This window comes from Citrobacter sp. A316 (assembly GCF_002042945.1).
Lineage (GTDB): Bacteria > Pseudomonadota > Gammaproteobacteria > Enterobacterales > Enterobacteriaceae > Citrobacter > Citrobacter portucalensis.
In genome coordinates, this window is the sequence record NZ_MVFZ01000001.1 from 198,277 (window position 1) to 216,246 (window position 17,970).

Annotated in this window: 18 protein-coding genes and 5 tRNA genes; 4 read left to right on the plus strand and 19 right to left on the minus strand. The window is 50.5% G+C overall.

Going from position 1 to position 17,970, the window contains the following annotated elements; all coding sequences use genetic code 11:
* Positions 1-93: 93 nt before the first annotated feature.
* A complete protein-coding gene (aroG, locus tag BZK41_RS00940; protein ID WP_079936882.1) occupies positions 94-1,146 on the minus strand; it encodes a 3-deoxy-7-phosphoheptulonate synthase AroG in 1,053 nt (350 codons plus the stop codon).
* A gap of 317 nt (positions 1,147-1,463) precedes the next feature.
* Between aroG and BZK41_RS00945 the strand changes: the two genes are divergently transcribed.
* Together BZK41_RS00945 and zitB are read left to right on the plus strand one after the other, a co-directional pair.
* The gene (locus BZK41_RS00945; RefSeq protein WP_079936883.1) at positions 1,464-1,838 is read left to right on the plus strand and encodes a YbgS-like family protein; all 375 of its coding nucleotides are present in this window, start codon (positions 1,464-1,466) and stop codon (positions 1,836-1,838) included.
* 113 nt (positions 1,839-1,951) lie between these two features.
* A complete protein-coding gene (gene zitB, locus BZK41_RS00950) occupies positions 1,952-2,893 on the plus strand; it encodes a CDF family zinc transporter ZitB (protein ID WP_079936884.1) in 942 nt (313 codons plus the stop codon).
* Here zitB and pnuC read toward each other — a convergent pair.
* From pnuC to cydA, 18 genes are all read right to left on the minus strand, one after another.
* The gene (gene pnuC, locus BZK41_RS00955; RefSeq protein WP_079936885.1) at positions 2,890-3,609 is read right to left on the minus strand and encodes a nicotinamide riboside transporter PnuC; all 720 of its coding nucleotides are present in this window, start codon (positions 3,607-3,609) and stop codon (positions 2,890-2,892) included. The genes zitB and pnuC overlap by 4 nt on opposite strands.
* A 26-nt stretch (positions 3,610-3,635) precedes the next feature.
* A complete protein-coding gene (nadA, locus tag BZK41_RS00960) occupies positions 3,636-4,679 on the minus strand; it encodes a quinolinate synthase NadA (protein WP_079936886.1) in 1,044 nt (347 codons plus the stop codon).
* A gap of 538 nt (positions 4,680-5,217) precedes the next feature.
* Positions 5,218-5,293: transfer RNA gene (locus BZK41_RS00965), tRNA-Lys, on the minus strand.
* Positions 5,294-5,325: 32 nt separating this feature from the next.
* Positions 5,326-5,401 (minus strand) — tRNA-Lys (locus tag BZK41_RS00970).
* Between the two features lie 45 nt (positions 5,402-5,446).
* Positions 5,447-5,522, minus strand: a tRNA-Lys gene (locus tag BZK41_RS00975).
* Positions 5,523-5,525: 3 nt separating this feature from the next.
* Positions 5,526-5,601: transfer RNA gene (locus BZK41_RS00980), tRNA-Val, on the minus strand.
* Between the two features lie 26 nt (positions 5,602-5,627).
* Positions 5,628-5,703 (minus strand) — tRNA-Lys (locus tag BZK41_RS00985).
* Positions 5,704-5,868: 165 nt separating this feature from the next.
* Positions 5,869-6,660, minus strand: a complete 792-nt coding sequence (gene cpoB, locus BZK41_RS00990; protein WP_003831441.1) for a cell division protein CpoB — start codon at positions 6,658-6,660, stop codon at positions 5,869-5,871.
* A gap of 9 nt (positions 6,661-6,669) precedes the next feature.
* Positions 6,670-7,188, minus strand: a complete 519-nt coding sequence (gene pal / locus BZK41_RS00995; RefSeq protein ID WP_003022983.1) for a peptidoglycan-associated lipoprotein Pal — start codon at positions 7,186-7,188, stop codon at positions 6,670-6,672.
* Positions 7,189-7,222: 34 nt separating this feature from the next.
* Complete coding sequence (gene tolB, locus BZK41_RS01000) at positions 7,223-8,515, minus strand: Tol-Pal system beta propeller repeat protein TolB (RefSeq protein ID WP_003022981.1); 1,293 nt, start codon at positions 8,513-8,515, stop codon at positions 7,223-7,225.
* 128 nt (positions 8,516-8,643) lie between these two features.
* The gene (gene tolA / locus BZK41_RS01005; RefSeq protein WP_079936887.1) at positions 8,644-9,900 is read right to left on the minus strand and encodes a cell envelope integrity protein TolA; all 1,257 of its coding nucleotides are present in this window, start codon (positions 9,898-9,900) and stop codon (positions 8,644-8,646) included.
* A 64-nt stretch (positions 9,901-9,964) separates the two neighbouring features.
* Positions 9,965-10,393: a colicin uptake protein TolR gene (gene tolR, locus BZK41_RS01010; protein WP_003022978.1), complete on the minus strand. Its 429-nt coding sequence runs from the start codon at positions 10,391-10,393 to the stop codon at positions 9,965-9,967.
* A 3-nt stretch (positions 10,394-10,396) separates the two neighbouring features.
* Positions 10,397-11,089 carry a Tol-Pal system protein TolQ gene (gene tolQ, locus BZK41_RS01015; protein WP_139762562.1) on the minus strand — a complete coding sequence of 231 codons (693 nt, stop codon included), beginning with the start codon at positions 11,087-11,089 and terminating at the stop codon, positions 10,397-10,399.
* Positions 11,086-11,490, minus strand: coding sequence for a tol-pal system-associated acyl-CoA thioesterase (ybgC, locus tag BZK41_RS01020; RefSeq protein ID WP_003831439.1), 405 nt, complete (start codon positions 11,488-11,490; stop codon positions 11,086-11,088). The genes tolQ and ybgC overlap by 4 nt, the downstream gene beginning before the upstream one ends.
* A gap of 275 nt (positions 11,491-11,765) precedes the next feature.
* A complete protein-coding gene (ybgE, locus tag BZK41_RS01025) occupies positions 11,766-12,059 on the minus strand; it encodes a cyd operon protein YbgE (RefSeq protein ID WP_003831434.1) in 294 nt (97 codons plus the stop codon).
* The gene (gene cydX, locus BZK41_RS01030) at positions 12,059-12,172 is read right to left on the minus strand and encodes a cytochrome bd-I oxidase subunit CydX (protein WP_003022970.1); all 114 of its coding nucleotides are present in this window, start codon (positions 12,170-12,172) and stop codon (positions 12,059-12,061) included. Before cydX ends, ybgE begins: the two co-directional genes overlap by 1 nt.
* A 14-nt stretch (positions 12,173-12,186) precedes the next feature.
* On the minus strand, positions 12,187-13,326 hold the full coding sequence (cydB, locus tag BZK41_RS01035; protein ID WP_048226067.1) for a cytochrome d ubiquinol oxidase subunit II: 1,140 nt from the start codon (positions 13,324-13,326) through the stop codon (positions 12,187-12,189).
* A 15-nt stretch (positions 13,327-13,341) separates the two neighbouring features.
* Complete coding sequence (gene cydA, locus BZK41_RS01040) at positions 13,342-14,910, minus strand: cytochrome ubiquinol oxidase subunit I (RefSeq protein WP_003022965.1); 1,569 nt, start codon at positions 14,908-14,910, stop codon at positions 13,342-13,344.
* Between the two features lie 1,216 nt (positions 14,911-16,126).
* Between cydA and glmS the strand changes: the two genes are divergently transcribed.
* Positions 16,127-16,576, plus strand: coding sequence for a methylaspartate mutase subunit S (glmS, locus tag BZK41_RS01045; RefSeq protein ID WP_003022963.1), 450 nt, complete (start codon positions 16,127-16,129; stop codon positions 16,574-16,576).
* The gene (gene glmL / locus BZK41_RS01050; protein WP_079936889.1) at positions 16,576-17,964 is read left to right on the plus strand and encodes a methylaspartate mutase accessory protein GlmL; all 1,389 of its coding nucleotides are present in this window, start codon (positions 16,576-16,578) and stop codon (positions 17,962-17,964) included. The genes glmS and glmL overlap by 1 nt, the downstream gene beginning before the upstream one ends.
* Positions 17,965-17,970: the final 6 nt, after the last annotated feature.

Consider the following 17,970-nt stretch of genomic DNA (forward strand, 5'->3'; position numbering starts at 1 on the left):
CGAAAAAGCGTGGAATGCTCCACGCTTTTTTTATTGCCGGATAGCGGCGTTGCCTTATCCGGCTTACCGAGCGTAGCCGCCCGGATGCGTTTTTTAACCGCGGCGCGCTTTTACCGCATCCGCCAGCTGGCGCAACACTGCATCGGTATCTTCCCAGCCAATGCAGGCGTCGGTGATGCTCTTACCGTAGGTCAGCGGCTCACCGTTATCCGGATTCTGATTACCTTCCACCAGATGGCTTTCGATCATCACGCCAATAATTGCTTTTTCGCCCCCAGCAACTTGTCCGCAAACATCTTTCGCGACATCCATCTGCTTTTTGAACTGCTTGCTGGAGTTGGCATGGCTAAAGTCGATCATCACCTGAGCTGAAAGCCCTGCTTTGATCAGACCTTCTTTCACATCGGCAACGTGCTGAGCGCTGTAGTTCGGCTCTTTGCCGCCGCGCAGAATAATATGGCAATCGCCATTACCACTGGTATTTACGATCGCCGAATGACCCCATTTGGTCACAGACAGGAAGCAGTGCGGCGCTCCTGCGGCGTTAATCGCATCAATCGCTACTTTTATCGTGCCATCGGTACCGTTTTTAAAGCCAACCGGGCAGGACAGACCAGACGCCAACTCGCGGTGCACCTGAGATTCAGTGGTACGTGCCCCAATCGCACCCCAGCTCATCAGGTCGGCGAGGTATTGCGGGGTGATCATATCGAGGAATTCACCCGCAGCAGGCAATCCGCTGTCATTGATATCCAGCAGCAGTTTACGCGCAATGCGCAGCCCATCGTTGATCTGGAAGCTGTTGTCCATGTGCGGATCGTTGATAAGCCCTTTCCAGCCGACGGTGGTTCGCGGTTTTTCAAAATAGACGCGCATGACGATTTCAAGCTCGCCTTTTAATTCTTCACGCAGCGCCAGCAGGCGAGCGGCATACTCTTTGGCTGCTGCCGGATCATGAATTGAGCACGGCCCAATCACTACCAGCAGGCGATCGTCACTCCCTTTCAGGATTTTATGGATCGCTTTACGGGCATGAGCCACCGTGTTTGCGGCATTTTCAGTAGCGGGGAATTTTTCCAACAATGCGACTGGCGGTAATAACTCGTTGATCTCTTTAATGCGTAAATCGTCGTTCTGATAATTCATGATTATTCCAGCGTTGCCATACTTATATAAATGAATGCAATCCCTCCAATCTATATCTTCAGTCATAAAGTGTAAACGGGGTTTTACACTTTGGACGGATTAATCCTGGAATTGGCCAAAAAAACGCAATAAAGTAGCGAAAAACGAGATCCAACCTACAATTTATAACTGTAACAGCTTTAATTTTCATAAATTTCAAGATTCTATGCTGGGTTTAATTTATCTGGCAAAACTATTAACCACATATTGATGATGTAACTGGCACATGCACTGTTGGAAGACGTTATCCGACATATCGACCATAACAGGAGCATATTATGCATATGACAAAGCTGGCTTCACTCTTTCTTACCGCTACACTCAGCCTCGCCAGCGGCGCGGCGCTGGCAGCTGAAACCAACACGCAGTCCAATAACGGCCAGGCAAATTCCTCGGCGGATGCCGGCCAGGTCGCCCCAGACGCACGGGAAAACGTAGCACCAAATAATGTCGACAACAGTAACGTGAATTCAGGTGGCACAATGCTGCACCCGAACGGTTCATCAATGAACCATGAAGGGATGACCAAAGACGAGATGCACAAAAACACTATGTGTAAGGACGGTCGTTGCCCTGATGTGAATAAGAAGGTTGAAACCGGAAACGGCATTAATAATGATGTCGAGACAAAAACTGATGGCACTACGCAGTAACGCTGAAAATAAAGCTAATAACGGGAGAGCAATAGCTCTCCTTTTTAATTTTATCATCCCAAAAACGGTATGATGGCATACAGTAAAGATGAGAATAACAAAGGGATGGCATAATGGCGCACTCGCATACTCATACTTCCTCTGAGCAACCCAAGGACAATAATGCCCGCCGCTTGATGTTTGCATTCTGCATTACAGCCGGATTTATGTTGGTTGAAGTGGTGGGTGGAATACTTTCAGGTTCACTGGCCTTGTTGGCCGATGCCGGGCATATGCTCACTGATGCCGCAGCGCTCCTTTTTGCGCTGCTGGCCGTCCGGTTTTCCCATCGCCCGCCCACAATACGACATACCTTCGGCTGGCTGAGACTCACGACACTGGCCGCATTTGTTAATGCTATCGCATTGGTCGTGATCACCATTTTAATCGTCTGGGAAGCCATTGAGCGCTTCCATACGCCCCGTCCCGTGGCTGGCGGCATGATGATGGTTATAGCTGTCGCGGGTTTATTCGCCAACGTGCTGGCTTTTTGGGTTCTACACCGCGGTAGTGAGGAGAAAAACCTGAACGTCCGCGCCGCGGCACTACATGTGATGGGCGATTTACTCGGCTCGGTCGGGGCGATCATCGCTGCGCTGATTATTATCTGGACCGGCTGGACGCCTGCGGACCCGATTCTCTCGATTCTGGTTTCCGTGCTGGTACTGCGCAGCGCCTGGCGACTGTTAAAGGATAGCGTTAATGAGTTACTGGAAGGCGCCCCGCTGACGCTGGATATCGCCGCACTGCAGCGCCATCTCAGCCGTGATATCTCCGAAGTCCGCAATGTGCACCATGTCCATGTCTGGATGGTGGGTGAAAAACCGGTAATGACGCTGCATGTACAGGTGATTCCACCGCACGATCATGATGCGCTGCTGGAGCGTATTCAACATTTCCTTATCCATCACTACCAGATTGAACATGCGACAATCCAGATGGAGTATCAGCCGTGTAATGGGCCGGACTGCCACCTGTATCAGGGCGTATCCGGCCATTCACATCATCACCATTAATGGGACAGCGCGTGAGAACCCCGCTCACGCGCGCTGTTAATCCACATCCTGCTACCGTTCAGGGCGATAACCGTCAGGATCATATACTCCAGCGACATGGCATATACGCCTTGTAGGGCGAAAATCACTACGCTTATTACGTTAATGATCACCCACAGCAGCCAGTTTTCAACGAACTTACGCGTCATCAGGATCATCGCCGCAATCGACAACACCATCATGCAGGAGTCCCAGAACGGGAAGGCATCGGGTTGCAATTCAGGCACAACAACCTGTAATCCTAATGCCTGCATAATGTTCACCGCAATGCGGGTCAGGAACGCAAAGACTGGATCGATATAGACCGACATCAGGCCGATCGCCACCACGCAAGCCGCCAACCAGCCGATCGCTTTTGGTAACGGCAGCCAGCGGATTTTCAGCTCCGCTTCATGCTGGTTGGTTTGCCTGGACCAGGCATACCAGCCGTAGATGTTGGCGGCAAAGAAGAAAACTTGCAGCAACAGGCTTGCATAGAGCTGGATCTGAAAGAAGATGATCGCAAACAGCGTGACGTTTATCAGGCCGAAGAAGTAATTGCTGATTTTCTCAAGGCTCGCCAGGCCAATACACAGCAACCCGGCGATTGTCCCCACAGCTTCGATCCACGACAGATCGTAACCGCCAGCGCCAATCGGAATATGTACCAGAATGTTCTGCGTGCTAAAAAAGTCCATCTTTTCCCCCAGAGCAAAAAATTTAATTAAGCTCGAAGTGTAGCCGCAAATTCCAACATGCGGTTTAACGGCAACAACGCCCCTTCTCGCAGCGTAGCATCAACATGTATCTCATGAGCCGCTCCGCCTTGTTCCAGGCCCTCAGCAATCGCCTTAAGGCCGTTCATCGCCATCCACGGACAATGCGCACAGCTGCGGCAGGTTGCCCCCTCACCAGCCGTCGGTGCTTCGAGTAACTCTTTATCCGGAACGGCCTGCTGCATTTTGTAAAAAATGCCCCGGTCAGTCGCCACAATCAGTTGTTGATGCGGTAACGATTTAGCTGCGTTGATTAACTGGCTGGTTGAGCCAACCGCATCAGCCATATCGACGATAGACTGAGGGGACTCCGGGTGCACCAACACCGCGGCATCAGGGTAAAGCCCCTTCATGCGTGTTAAAGCCTGAGTTTTAAATTCGTCGTGGACGATACAGGCCCCCTGCCAACAAAGAACGTCTGCACCGGTCTGTTTTTGTACGTAGTTGCCCAGATGTCTGTCCGGAGCCCAGATGATTTTTTCACCTAAACTATCAAGATGCTCAATAAGTTCTACCGCGATACTGGACGTGACGACCCAGTCAGCACGTGCTTTAACGGCGGCTGAGGTATTGGCGTAAACCACCACGGTACGATCCGGATGCGCATCGCAAAACGCGCTGAACGCATCAATCGGACAGCCCAGATCTAATGAACATTCCGCCTGTAAGGTCGGCATCAGGATGGTCTTTTCCGGGCTGAGGATTTTGGCGGTTTCCCCCATAAACCTCACACCTGCAACCAACAGCGTAGATGCAGGATGCTTTGAGCCGAACCGCGCCATCTCAAGAGAATCAGAAATACAACCACCGGTCTCTTCAGCTAACTGCTGAATTTCGGGATCGGTGTAATAGTGCGCGACCATAACGGCGTCTCGCTCTTTCAGCAGGTGCTTGATTTTTTCACGATAAAATTGCTTTTCATCCACACTCAGCGGGGCTGGCTTCGGCGGAAACGGATAAATTGCTGCTTCTGGATCAAACATCACGCTCATCTTGCTTTCTCGTTTTACTGGCTTAACGAAATAACCGATTAAAAGCGTGACGCACGCCGTATTCGGTTAGATTTGTTTTATATGCTAAACAAGATAGCGGATTGGCGTAAGAAAGTCACAATAATTGCGTGTGATGAATGCCGGATGGCGACTGACGTCTTATCCGGCCTACGTGAATAGTGTCGTCTGTAGGACTGATAAGCGAAGCGCATCAGGCAAGCAGGTTCGAATTGCTGAATTCTGCGCATAGCAAAAAGGCGCCTTTAGGGCGCCTTTTTACACTGGTGGGGCGTGCAGGATGACTCGACTTCGTCTCGCCCTTACGGGCCGTTGCTAAAGCAACGTTATCCTTCACTTTCAACATCTGAGTTCGATGTTAAATTTGGTGGGGCGTGCAGGATGACTCGCTTTGCTCGCCCTCCGGGCCGTCGCCGTAAACGTCTCCGTTGTCTCACTACGTGAGACCCAAACCTGCTGCAGGTTCGAATCGTTAATTCTGCGCATAGCAAAAAGGCGCCTTTAGGGCGCCTTTTTACACTGGTGGGGCGTGCAGGATTCGAACCTGCGACCAATTGATTAAAAGTCAACTGCTCTACCAACTGAGCTAACGCCCCCTTATGGGGTTTACTTCTTTATACTTTCAGGATGGTGGGTCGTGCAGGATTCGAACCTGCGACCAATTGATTAAAAGTCAACTGCTCTACCAACTGAGCTAACGACCCGCTCGGGTATAACCTGAAAATTTTTACTCGGTGCCACCAATAAATTGGTGGGGCGTGCAGGATTCGAACCTGCGACCAATTGATTAAAAGTCAACTGCTCTACCAACTGAGCTAACGCCCCGAGTGGTGGGTGATGACGGGATCGAACCGCCGACCCCCTCCTTGTAAGGGAGGTGCTCTCCCAGCTGAGCTAATCACCCGATACTACGCTGGATACTGCATTAAGTGGTGGGGCGTGCAGGATTCGAACCTGCGACCAATTGATTAAAAGTCAACTGCTCTACCAACTGAGCTAACGCCCCACTTTTTTCGCCGCTTTCGGGCTGTTTGATATCCCTTGGCAACGGCGGCATATATTACTGATTTCAGATTTTAGCGCAACAAAAATTTCGATGTAAATAACTCAACTGCTTAGGAATCACACGACGCGACCAGAATTAACACGATTTCTGGTCGCATGGTGTTCATTACATCGCGCCAAGGCGTTTTTGCGCTTGTTTCGCGCCATCAGTGCCAGGGTATTTAGTGATAACCTGCTGATAAACGGCTTTAGCTTTCTCTTTATCACCTTTGTCCTGCATGATGACACCGACTTTATACATCGCGTCTGCAGCCTTTGGTGATTTCGGGAAGTTTTTGACTACTGAAGCAAAATAGAACGCTGCATCATCTTTTTTCCCCTTGTTGTAATTCAACTGACCCAGCCAGTAATTCGCATTTGGCAGGTAAGTCGAGTCTGGGTACTTTTTGATGAAGTTCTGAAATGCTTCGATCGCGTCATCCTGGCGGGATTTATCCTGCACCAGAGCAATGGCCGCATTGTAATCGGTATTCGCATCGCCTGTTTGCACCGGAGCGCCTGACGCTGCCGCTGCACCCGCATCAGGCGCAGGGGTTGCTGCTGCCCCACTCTGATCGCCTCCCGCAGATTGCGCCGCAGGTGCACTACCGCTGCCCAGATTATTCATCTGCAGCAATATTTGCTTCTGGCGTTCAACAACCTGATTCAGTTGATACTGATTTTCCTGAATTTGACCACGCAGGGAATCAATATCGGACTGATTATCGGAGAGTTGTTGCTGGAGTTGGGTCAAAAGCTGACTGTGAGCGTTAGAAATACGCTCGAGTTGAGTGACACGGTCTTCGACCGAGCCAGAGCCGACACTACTGATTGGCGCCTGTGCAAAAGCGGCCCAAGGGGCCGCTATGCCAACCAGTAACGACAGACTCAACAGATGATGTCTGAAGTTACTGCTCATGCAATTCTCTTAGTAAACCAGTACGGCGCGACGGTTTTTGGCGTAAGCCGCTTCGTCATGACCCAGTACTGCAGGTTTTTCTTTACCGTAAGAAACGATGGAGATCTGGTCAGCTGAAACGCCTTTACCCTGCAGGTACATCTTAACGGCGTTCGCACGACGCTCACCCAGGGAGATGTTGTACTCAGGAGTACCACGTTCGTCCGCATGACCTTCTACGGTGACTTTGTAAGACGGGTTGCTACGCAGGAAGTTAGCGTGAGCATCCAGCATTGCAGCGAAGTCAGAACGGATATCGTACTTGTCCAGATCGAAATAAACGATGTTGTTCTGCTGCAGCTGTTGCATCTGAAGACGCGCTTGCTCTTCAGAAGACATGTTGCCGCTGCCGTTTGCATCCATACCAGTGCCGGCACCCAGCATGCCTTCGCTGCCGTCATTGCTGGCGTTCTTGTTAGAAGAACACGCTGCAATAGCCATAACAGGCAGAGCAATCATCAGCCCTTTCAGCACTTTGTTCAGTTGCATTTCAATGATTCCTTTATTAATCAATTATTTATTATCACAGATACGGCGACCAGGCAGGGAATTTAACCTGTCCATCAGTTGCCGGAAGACGCGCTTTGAAACGCCCATCTGTAGAAACCAAATTCAGCACGGATCCCATCCCCTGAGAAGAGCTGTAGATTACCATAGTGCCGTTAGGTGCCAGACTTGGCGTTTCGTCCAGGAACGTTGACGACAGAACTTGTACGCCACCCGCTACCAGATCTTGTTTGGCAATGTGCTGCTGACCATTGGCCGAGCTTACCATTACCATAAACTTACCGTCGCTGCTCACATCTGCATCCTGGTTTTGCGAACCTTCCCAGGTAATGCGCTGCGGAGCACCGCCGTTGACGTTAACTTTATATACCTGCGGACGACCGGCCTGGTCAGACGTAAAGGCCAGGTTTTGGCTGTCCGGGAACCATGTCGGTTCCGTGTTGTTGCTACGACCATCCGTCACCTGACGGATTTGACCGGAACCAATGTCCATGACATACAGGTTCAGGCTACCGGTTTTAGACAGGGCAAACGCCAGTTTGCTACCATCCGGAGAAAACGCAGGCGCACCGTTGTGACGTGGGAACGAGGCTACCTGACGAACCGCGCCGTTAGACAGTGTCTGAATAACCAGTGCAGAACGACCGCTTTCGAAGGTAACGTACGCCAGTTTTGAACCGTCCGGGGACCACGCCGGAGACATCAGCGGCTGCGGAGAACGGTGTACCACGAACTGGTTGTAACCATCGTAGTCGGACACACGTAATTCGTACGGGAACTGACCACCGTTGGTCTGAACAACATAAGCGATACGGGTACGGAATGCACCTTTAATGCCGGTCAGTTTTTCAAACACTTCGTCACTTGCAGTATGGCCCGCGTAACGCAGCCACTGCTTGTTCACTTTATATGTGTTCTGTGCCAGTACGGTACCCGGTGCGCCACCGGTATCAACCAGCTGATAAGCAACGCTGTAAGAACCATCCGGGTTCGGCGTAACCTGGCCGACGACTACGGCATCAATGCCCAGCGCAGACCAAGCGGCAGGTTGAACTTCCTGCGCGGTACCGGGCTGCTGAGGCAGACGAGAACGGTCTAACGGGTTAAATTTACCGCTGTTACGAAGGTCAGCACCTACGATACCACCGATATCTTCAGGTGCAGCACCCGGTCCTGCCCACTGGAAGGGGACAACACCAATCGGGCGCGCCGAGTCCACCCCCTGGGTGATCTCGATACGTACTTCTGCGTGCAGCACCGCTGCCCACAGCATCAAAAAACCAAATGCTACTCGTAATGCCTGCTTCATCATATCTCCCTTATCTGGACGGAAAGCCCACGATAATTTAGCAGAATGTTAACAAACTCAAATACACAAAACTACCAGAACTCTGTCTCAACCTTAGACCGTTTCCCCTGATTTCTCAGGGGTCGTTATTACAGTTTGAAGTCCAGTTTGGCATCTTTTACTTTTTCATAAACTGCCTGGCTAGGCGGTTTAGGAATTCTGGCGGTTTTCGCAGCCGTCAGCGCAGCCTGACACAATGCCGGATCCCCGCCCTCTTCGGTCACATCCAGTAACAGACCATCGGGTGCTAACTTGATATGTAATACGCAAGATTTACCTGCATACAAATCTGCACCATACAGACGGCTCTGGATCGCATTACGAATTTGAGATGCGTAAGCACTGATATCCGCGCCAGAAGCACCACCATTGGCACCACTTGTACCACTATCTTTCGCCGGTTGGCCGTTTCCTTTCGCTCCACCGCCCGATTTCGGTGCATTCTTACCGGAGCTCAGGTCACCCAACAAGTCGTCAACGCCAGAGGCTGCAGCGGCTTTTTCGGCCGCAGCCTTTTTAGCAGCAGCTGCTTTATCTGCCGCAGCTTTCTTATCGGCAGCGGCTTTCTCGGCTGCAGCTTTTTTGTCTGCTGCTGCTTTTTCTGCAGCGGCTTTCTTATCAGCTGCCGCTTTTTCAGCAGCGGCAGCTTTCGCGGCAGCGGCTTTTTCTGCTTTCTCAGCAGCAGCTTTCTCGGCTGCAGCTTGCTTAGCGGCCTCAGCCTGTGCTTTCTTCGCAGCATCCGCGGCTGCCTTAGCAGCTTGTGCTTCTGCAGCTTTCTTCGCATCAGCGGCGGCTTTAGCGGCTTCAGCCTCAGCCTTTTTCTGTGCGTCGGCAGCGGCTTTCTTCGCGGCATCTGCCGCTTGCTTAGCCTGAGCATCAGCTTTAGCCTTCGCGTCTGCAGCAGCCTTCGCCGCAGCTTCTTCAGCCTGTTTCTGTTGCTCTTGCGCTTTCGCGGCGGCGGCTTCAGCTTGCTTCTGCTGTTCCGACTGTTCGCGCACTTTTTCCTGCGCGGCTAAACGTTCTTTTTCCAGCTGCTTCAGTCGCTCTTGCTCAGCTGCCTGCTTCTCGCGAAGTTCTTCAGCTTGCTGCTGCGCCTGCTTTTCACGCTGCTCTTCAGCACGTTTCGCACTTGCCTGCTGTTGCTGCTGCCTGTCGTACTGTTGCACAACTGCGCCAGGATCGACCATGACGGCGTCAATAGACGAACCGCCACCGCCACCGGCTGAAGCATCAATGTGCTCATCGAACGAACTCCAGATCAGCACTGCAAATAAAATGACATGCAGCACCGCTGAAATAATTATCGCCCTTTTGAGCTTGTCGTTTTGTTCGGTTGCCTTTGACACTCTCGGTTCCCAAAAAACTGTTCGCCTGTTACGTACTATCTTTCAAGCCAGCAAAACGCAGTCATCAGATTGGCTGCGTCATCAAGCCAACCGATTTTACGCCTGCACTGTGTAACAAGTTCAGCGCTTTAATTATTTCATCATAAGGCACGTCTTTCGCACCACCGATTAAAAAGACCGTTTTCGGATTGGTCTGCAGGCGACTTTTCGCTTCCGCGATAACCTGCTCCGGCGGCAGTTGATCCATACGATCTTTCTCAACCACCACGCTGTATTGCCCAATACCGGAAACTTCAATAATGACCGGGGGTTCGTCGTTACTGCTGACGGCTTGCGATTCGGTCGCATCCGGCAGGTCGACTTCCACACTCTGCGTAATGATCGGCGCGGTTGCCATAAAGATCAGCAACAGCACCAACAGTACGTCGAGCAGCGGTACAATATTGATTTCGGACTTGAGTTCGCGACGACCTCGTCCACGCGTTCTGGCCATGGCTTACCCCTTGTTGCTCTCGCTAACGGTAAACGCCTGGCGGTGCAGAATCGCGGTGAACTCTTCCATAAAGTTGTCGTAATTCAGTTCCAGTTTGTTCACGCGCTGGTTCAGACGGTTGTAGGCCATAACCGCCGGGATTGCCGCAAACAGACCGATAGCCGTTGCAATCAACGCTTCTGCGATACCTGGTGCGACCATTTGCAGCGTCGCCTGTTTTACCGCGCCCAGCGCGATAAATGCGTGCATGATCCCCCAAACGGTACCGAACAGACCGATATACGGGCTGATGGAGCCAACGGTGCCGAGGAATGGAATATGCGTTTCCAGCGTTTCCAGTTCACGGTTCATCGAGATACGCATCGCACGGGAAGCCCCCTCAACAACCGCTTCCGGCGCGTGGCTATTTGCCCGATGCAACCGCGCAAACTCTTTGAATCCGCTGTAGAAAATTTGCTCCGAGCCCGCCAAACTATCACGACGCCCCTGGCTTTCCTGATACAAGCGCGACAATTCAATGCCGGACCAGAACTTGTCTTCAAATGCTTCAGCTTCACGTGAAGCAGCATTAAGAATACGGGTCCGTTGGATGATGATGGCCCAGGATGCGATTGAGAAACCAATCAAAATCAACATGATAAGTTTAACCAGAAGGCTTGCCTTCAGGAACAAATCAAGGATATTCATGTCAGTCACTGCTTAAACTCCGCGACAATAGACTTGGGAAGCGCACGAGGCTTCATTTTGAGTGGATCAACGCAAACAATCAGAACTTCGGCTTCATTCAGCACGGTGTTCTCTGCGTTGACAATGCGTTGCGTGAAAACCAATGAGGTGCCACGCATTGACGTAATTTCGGTTTGAACTTCGAGCATATCGTCGAGCCGGGCAGGCGCAAAATACTCGAGGGTCATCTTGCGTACCACAAAGGCTACGCGTTCGGCCAACAGAACCTGCTGACTGAAATGATGATGACGCAGCATCTCTGTGCGTGCTCTTTCATAAAAAGCGACGTAGCTGGCGTGGTAAACCACCCCACCGGCATCGGTATCTTCATAGTAGACACGAACCGGCCATCGAAACATATACTTATTCATTCTTACTGCCTCTTTGTTGGCTTCGCCCACTCACACCAGTTGCTTACCCTGGTAAGCGCCTGGTGACTCGCGTTCTTGCCGCCGCGATGCATCAAGAATGTCGTTGTATATCGCGCTGTCTTCACTTTACATCCCGGTAATGCAACAAAAGGTTAGTGCTTTCAAACTTCGCTACTATACGCGCGGGAATGGTGCTTTGGAATGGGGGAAAGTAAACGGAGAGTAAAAATTTATGGGCTTATGCAAGCCCATAAATATTTAAGGATGTTTCTTATTCAAAAGAAGAAGAAAATCAGACCAACAACGAGGACAATATCCGCGATCAGCGGGCAGAAGATGCCTTGCCAATGTACGGCGCGAGGACGAAAGCCAACGCCGTGAATGATGCCTGCGCAGACCGCCCACATCAGCAGGAAACCATGCCAGATTTCAAGCTCACTGGTTTTGGCCGCGAAACGCGACGGATCCCAGAATATGCAGCCAGCCAACACGATTGCCAGCACAAATGAAAGCGCCCGCAAGGGGCGCTTGTCCATCGCGTTGTATACCATCGCGATAATGTTGGTCATTAGCTATCTTCTTGCCCGGCTTTGCCTGATTCAACGTGCTCAAGCGCCAGCGCTGTGATTATCCCAAATGCACAGGCAAGAAGCGTTCCCAAAATCCATGCGAAATACCACATTTTAAGCTCCTTACTTAGTACAGAGAGTGGGTGTTGCTTTCAATATCTTCTTTAGTGATGCGACCAAACATCTTCCAGTAACACCAGCTGGTGTACAGCAGAATGATCGGTACAAACACCGCCGCGACCCAGGTCATCAGATTCAATGTACGCTGGCTGGAGGTGGCATCCCACATGGTCAAACTTGCGTTCATCATGGTGCTGGATGGCATCACAAACGGGAACATTGCGATACCGGCAGTCAGGATGATGCAGGCTAACGTCAGTGAGGAGAAGACGAACGCCCATGCCCCTTTCTCCATACGAGAAGTCAGGATGGTCAACAGCGGCAGAACCACGCCCAGTGCAGGAACCAGCCACAGGATAGGTGCATTGTTAAAGTTCACCATCCATGCGCCAGCCTCGCGAGCCACTTCTTTGGTCAGCGGGTTAGAGGCAGCATGATGATCCAGTGCAGAGGTCACAACATAACCGTCAATACCGTAAATCACCCACACACCAGCCAGCGCGAAGCAGACCAAAGTCACCAGCGCCGCAACCTGTGAAGTTGCACGAGCACGCAGATGCAGTTCACCTACCGTACGCATCTGCAGATAGGTCGCACCCTGGGTGATGATCATCCCAACGCTCACAACACCTGCCAGCAGACCAAATGGATTCAGCAACTGGAAGAAGTTACCGGTGTAGTACAAACGCATATAGTCATCTACGTGGAACGGAACCCCTTGCAGCAGGTTGCCGAACGCCACGCCAATCACCAGCGGTGGCACGAAGCTACCAATGAAGATGCCCCAGTCCCACATGTTGCGCCAGCGCATGTCTTCAATCTTAGAGCGGTAGTCAAAACCGACCGGACGGAAGAACAAGGACGCCAGAACCAGAATCATCGCCACATAGAAACCGGAGAACGCAGCGGCATACACCATCGGCCAGGCAGCGAACAGTGCGCCACCCGCGGTGATGAGCCAAACCTGGTTACCGTCCCAGTGCGGGGCGATGGAGTTAATCATAATTCGACGCTCGGTATCATTACGACCGAGGAAACGGGTGAGCATGCCCACCCCCATGTCGAAGCCATCAGTGACCGCGAAACCAATCAGCAGAATGCCAACCAGCAGCCACCAGATAAAACGCAATACTTCATAATCGATCATTTGACGACTCCTGTCTTAGCGTGCCGGCTGAGAAGTCACAGTGGACTGCTCGTAGTGATAACGACCGGTTTTCAGGCTACTCGGCCCAAGGCGTGCGAACTTGAACATCAGATACAGTTCAGCCACCAGGAACAGGGTATACAGGCCGCAAATCAACAGCATCGAGAAGATGAGGTCGCCAGCAGTCAGCGAAGAGTTCGCTACAGCTGTTGGTAACACTTCACCAATCGCCCACGGTTGACGACCGTACTCTGCGACAAACCAACCGGATTCAATAGCAATCCACGGCAGAGGAATCGCATACAGCGCGGTGCGCAGCAGCCATTTTTTCTCACCGATACGGTTACGAAGCACAGTCCAGAAGGACACCGCGATAATTGCCAGCATCAGAATGCCGCATGCCACCATGATACGGAAAGCGAAGTACAGCGGCGCAACGCGAGGGATAGAATCTTTCGTGGCCTGCTGAATTTGCGCTTCGGTCGCGTCGGTGACGTTATCCGTATAGCGTTTCAGCAGCAGACCATAACCCAGGTCTTTCTTCATGCTGTTGAACTGGTCGCGAACGGCCTGGTCGGTAGTACCAGCACGCAGTTCTTCCAGCAACTGATACGCTTTCATCCCGTTACGGATACGCTCTTCGTGCTGCACCATCAGGTCTTTCAGACCAATGACCGGTGTATCAACAGAGCGTGTGGCAATGATGCCCAGCGCATAAGGAATTTGAATCGCAAAATGGTTTTCCTGCGCGTCCTGGTCCGGAATACCGAACAGCGTGAAGGAAGCCGGTGCAGGCTGAGTTTCCCATTCTGCTTCAATCGCAGCGAGTTTGGTTTTCTGCACGTCGCCCATTTCGTAACCAGATTCATCACCCAGAACGATAACAGACAGAATAGCAGCCATACCAAAGCTGGCAGCGATTGCAAAAGAACGTTTAGCAAACGCGAAGTCACGACCGCGCAGCATATAGTAGGAGCTGATACCCAGAACGAACATCGCGCCGCATACATAACCAGATGCCACAGTGTGAACAAATTTCACCTGTGCTACCGGGTTGAGCACCAGTTCAGAGAAGCTCAGCATCTCCATACGCATGGTTTCGAAGTTGAAATCCGCTGCGATTGGGTTCTGCATCCAGCCGTTCGCAACCAGAATCCACAATGCGGACAGGTTAGAACCCAGGGCCACCAGCCAGGTGACACACATATGCTGGACTTTACCCAAACGGTCCCAGCCGAAGAAGAACAGACCTACAAAGGTGGATTCGAGGAAGAAGGCCATCAAACCTTCGATCGCCAGCGGCGCACCGAAAATATCCCCTACATAGTGGGAGTAGTAAGACCAGTTAGTCCCGAACTGGAACTCCATGGTCAGACCGGTAGCCACACCCAGAGCGAAGTTGATACCAAACAACTTGCCCCAGAACTTGGTCATATCTTTATAAATCTGTTTGCCGGAAAGGACGTAGACCGTTTCCATGATGGCCAGCAAGAACGCCATACCGAGCGTCAGTGGCACAAACAGGAAGTGGTACATCGCGGTCAAGGCAAACTGTAAGCGCGACAGTTCGACTATATCTAACATCATGACTCCTTGCTCATCGCATGAAGACTCCGAGAGTGAACCCCGTTAGAAAGGGTCACACGCATGCCCCAATACAAATTTATCTGCTTCCTTCCGCCGCTGCCCTTTCCTCTCATTTGAAGAAAGGACAATGATGAAAGGTTACAAACATGTTAATAAAACACTCAAATTGATCCCGCAATTATATTACGCCGTAAAATCCTTACAATAAACAGGTTTTTATCGAGACAAATTTGCATTTTTCGATAGTGATCAATTTATAGCTAATTTACCACTTTCAGACCAATTTGATCTGCAGCAATTTAACCTCTTTTGATGCTGTTTTCCAAGTTTTAAACATTGATTTAAATCAATTTTCAAATTAAATGTTAATAGTGTTTAACACTCACGCTACTAGTGAATGCGATGTTAACAACATGTTTTTCAATGAGTAATTGCCGTTACTACAAATGATAGGATATTTATTTAAATGTACACGATCTTTTAACCAGCCCGGCTGACAAAATTGATAGCAGATAAAGAATCATTAATGCTGGGTAGCTCACAGTTTTTTGTTTAGCAAGTCATGGACTTGTTATTTCATACAATTTATTCAATTAAATTTTACTTATAATTAACACCGAGATGTAACTATCTCAGCTGGAAGCGAAAACGTTCCACATTGACCGATGCATTGCGTTTGGTGTTCTGCAAGAGAACGCTGACGTTTCGCTTAAATCATCACTGAAAGTTATCTTTAACGTCCATTTTCTCTTATGTGGCAAAGATTAAATATGCCACAAACATTTCATTATCATTTTTATCCTAAATTTAACAAAAATGAATTATGACATATAAGATTAAAAAATAAAAAACCGTTATGCCGTTCACAAGTTAATTAGTAATTGGGATTTTTGAAATTATTTAAAACACGTCATAAATGGCGCGCATAACAAAATAAGATTTCGATCACAAACATGGCAAGTCATTTATTACCCAATTCCCTAATAAATAAAATCCGGCTAAGGAAAGACAACCCATCACATTGATTATGAAAGATTTTTATAGAATGCAAATATAACAATCATTTTGCGCAGGATATTTTGAAAATAGATCAATTGCTTCCTTTTTCGCTTCCACAGAAACTCCAACCCTATTAAGAGGTTGTCACAATCCATGTTCTAAATATTAGAAAATAATTTCACTTATTGACCATCAGCCCTACAGAGGATTACCCATGAAGAAATCTACACTTGTTATTGGCGTCATCGGTGCTGACTGCCATGCAGTAGGTAATAAAGTTCTGGATCGCGTTTTTACTGCTCATGATTTTCACGTAATCAACCTCGGGGTGATGGTGAGCCAGGATGAATATATTGATGCTGCGATTGAAACAGGCGCCGATGCCATTGTGGTGTCCTCTATCTACGGTCATGGCGACATTGACTGCCTCGGGTTACGTGAGCGCTGCATCGAGCGCGGCCTTGGCGACATTCTGCTGTACGTCGGCGGCAACCTGGTCGTCGGTAAACATGACTTCGCCGATGTGGAAGTGAAGTTTAAAGAGATGGGCTTTAACCGGGTTTTCGCACCGAGCCATGACCTGGAAGATGTTTGTGCACTCATCACCAATGATATTCACCAACACAATGGCCTCGAACAGCGTTGCCTGGAAGAGGCCATCTGATGCAAACAGTTTCTGTCGATATCGGCTCGACATGGACCAAGGCAGCCCTCTTCGCCCATGAAGGCGAGGAATTAACCCTGATAAACCATGTCCTGACCCCAACCACCACACATCATCTGGCAGACGGTTTTTTTGCCAGCCTGAATCAGGTGCTGAATGTTGCCGATGCTCGCCCGTTACTGAAAAGTGGTGAAGTGCAGTTGAAATACTCCTCCTCAGCGAAAGGTGGGCTCGCCGTTGCAGCAATGGGGCTGGTGCCTTCCATTACGCTGGAGTCGGCAAAAGTTACCGCCCATTCGGCAGGAGCGAAAATCGCGCAATATTATTCGTACAAGCTGAACCGTCATGACATCCATGAGCTGGAATCATCACCGCCAGACATTCTGTTGTTTACCGGCGGAACAGACGGTGGCGAAGAAAGTTACGGCCTGGCGAATGCACACGCGCTGGCAGGCTCAAAGCTTGATTGCGCCATTATCTACGCCGGAAACAGGGACATTCAGGACGAAATACAAACGATTCTGGGACACAAGGATTTGACCACGGTAGACAACATTCTGCCGGACCTCGATCACCCGAATCCGTTTGCCGCACGCCAGGCGATTTGCGATGTGTTCTTGTCACGCATCGTCAAAGGCAAAGGTCTGGACGTTATCGTCGGCGAAACAGGCGAAGAGCCTATGCCGACGCCATGGACGGTATATGAGTTAGTCAAAGCTATTAGCGATTACGACAGCGCATGGAAGGAATTCATGCTGATTGATATGGGCGGAGCCACCACGGATGTCTATTCGGCCAGCGCGAATACCCTCTCCCCCGATACCGTCCTGCATGGTGTTCCTGAACCGTTCGTCAAACGTACCGTTGAAGGCGACCTTGGAATGCGCGTTTCCGCCGTCGTGGTGGGAGAAAGCACGCAGGATATGGTGAAAGTCATCTTCGCCCAGCAGCCACAGCGCGAGGAAGCGTTTTACCGCTATCTACGCCACCTGGTTGGGCAACCGGATTACCTGCCACTCAGCGAGGAAGAGAAATATTTCGACACCCTGCTGGCAGGTTTATGCGTGGGCTATGCCGCTGAGCGCCACGCGGGCACTAAAAAGCAGGTTTGCACCTGCGTGGGTAATGTGGATTTACAGATGGGTCGCGATCTCACCACCGTACGCAAAGTCGTCGGTTCAGGGGGATGGCTCTCTCGCGCCAGCCAGTTCGATATCCATAACTGGCTCAAATACAGGGAGTTGGACGACCAGGGTAAAAGAATTCTGTTACCGAATCAGTTTGAGTATTACCGCGATTCAAATGGCCTGCTCCCTCTACTGGCAAACGTCGCCAGGCTGTACCCGCAAGCCGCTGCTCGCACCAGCATTCAGTGTTTAACCCTATAAAACTTA

Excerpts from the sequence above, each read along its gene's own strand:
- aroG (WP_079936882.1), bottom strand. The coding sequence starts at position 1,146 with ATGAATTATCAGAACGACGATTTACGCATTAAAGAGATCAACGAGTTA.
- BZK41_RS00945 (WP_079936883.1), top strand. The coding sequence starts at position 1,464 with ATGCATATGACAAAGCTGGCTTCACTCTTTCTTACCGCTACACTCAGC.
- zitB (WP_079936884.1), top strand. The coding sequence starts at position 1,952 with ATGGCGCACTCGCATACTCATACTTCCTCTGAGCAACCCAAGGACAAT.
- pnuC (WP_079936885.1), bottom strand. The coding sequence starts at position 3,609 with ATGGACTTTTTTAGCACGCAGAACATTCTGGTACATATTCCGATTGGC.
- nadA (WP_079936886.1), bottom strand. The coding sequence starts at position 4,679 with ATGAGCGTGATGTTTGATCCAGAAGCAGCAATTTATCCGTTTCCGCCG.
- cpoB (WP_003831441.1), bottom strand. The coding sequence starts at position 6,660 with ATGAGCAGTAACTTCAGACATCATCTGTTGAGTCTGTCGTTACTGGTT.
- pal (WP_003022983.1), bottom strand. The coding sequence starts at position 7,188 with ATGCAACTGAACAAAGTGCTGAAAGGGCTGATGATTGCTCTGCCTGTT.
- tolB (WP_003022981.1), bottom strand. The coding sequence starts at position 8,515 with ATGAAGCAGGCATTACGAGTAGCATTTGGTTTTTTGATGCTGTGGGCA.
- tolR (WP_003022978.1), bottom strand. The coding sequence starts at position 10,393 with ATGGCCAGAACGCGTGGACGAGGTCGTCGCGAACTCAAGTCCGAAATC.
- ybgC (WP_003831439.1), bottom strand. The coding sequence starts at position 11,490 with ATGAATAAGTATATGTTTCGATGGCCGGTTCGTGTCTACTATGAAGAT.
- ybgE (WP_003831434.1), bottom strand. The coding sequence starts at position 12,059 with ATGACCAACATTATCGCGATGGTATACAACGCGATGGACAAGCGCCCC.
- cydX (WP_003022970.1), bottom strand. The coding sequence starts at position 12,172 with ATGTGGTATTTCGCATGGATTTTGGGAACGCTTCTTGCCTGTGCATTT.
- cydB (WP_048226067.1), bottom strand. The coding sequence starts at position 13,326 with ATGATCGATTATGAAGTATTGCGTTTTATCTGGTGGCTGCTGGTTGGC.
- cydA (WP_003022965.1), bottom strand. The coding sequence starts at position 14,910 with ATGTTAGATATAGTCGAACTGTCGCGCTTACAGTTTGCCTTGACCGCG.
- glmS (WP_003022963.1), top strand. The coding sequence starts at position 16,127 with ATGAAGAAATCTACACTTGTTATTGGCGTCATCGGTGCTGACTGCCAT.
- glmL (WP_079936889.1), top strand. The coding sequence starts at position 16,576 with ATGCAAACAGTTTCTGTCGATATCGGCTCGACATGGACCAAGGCAGCC.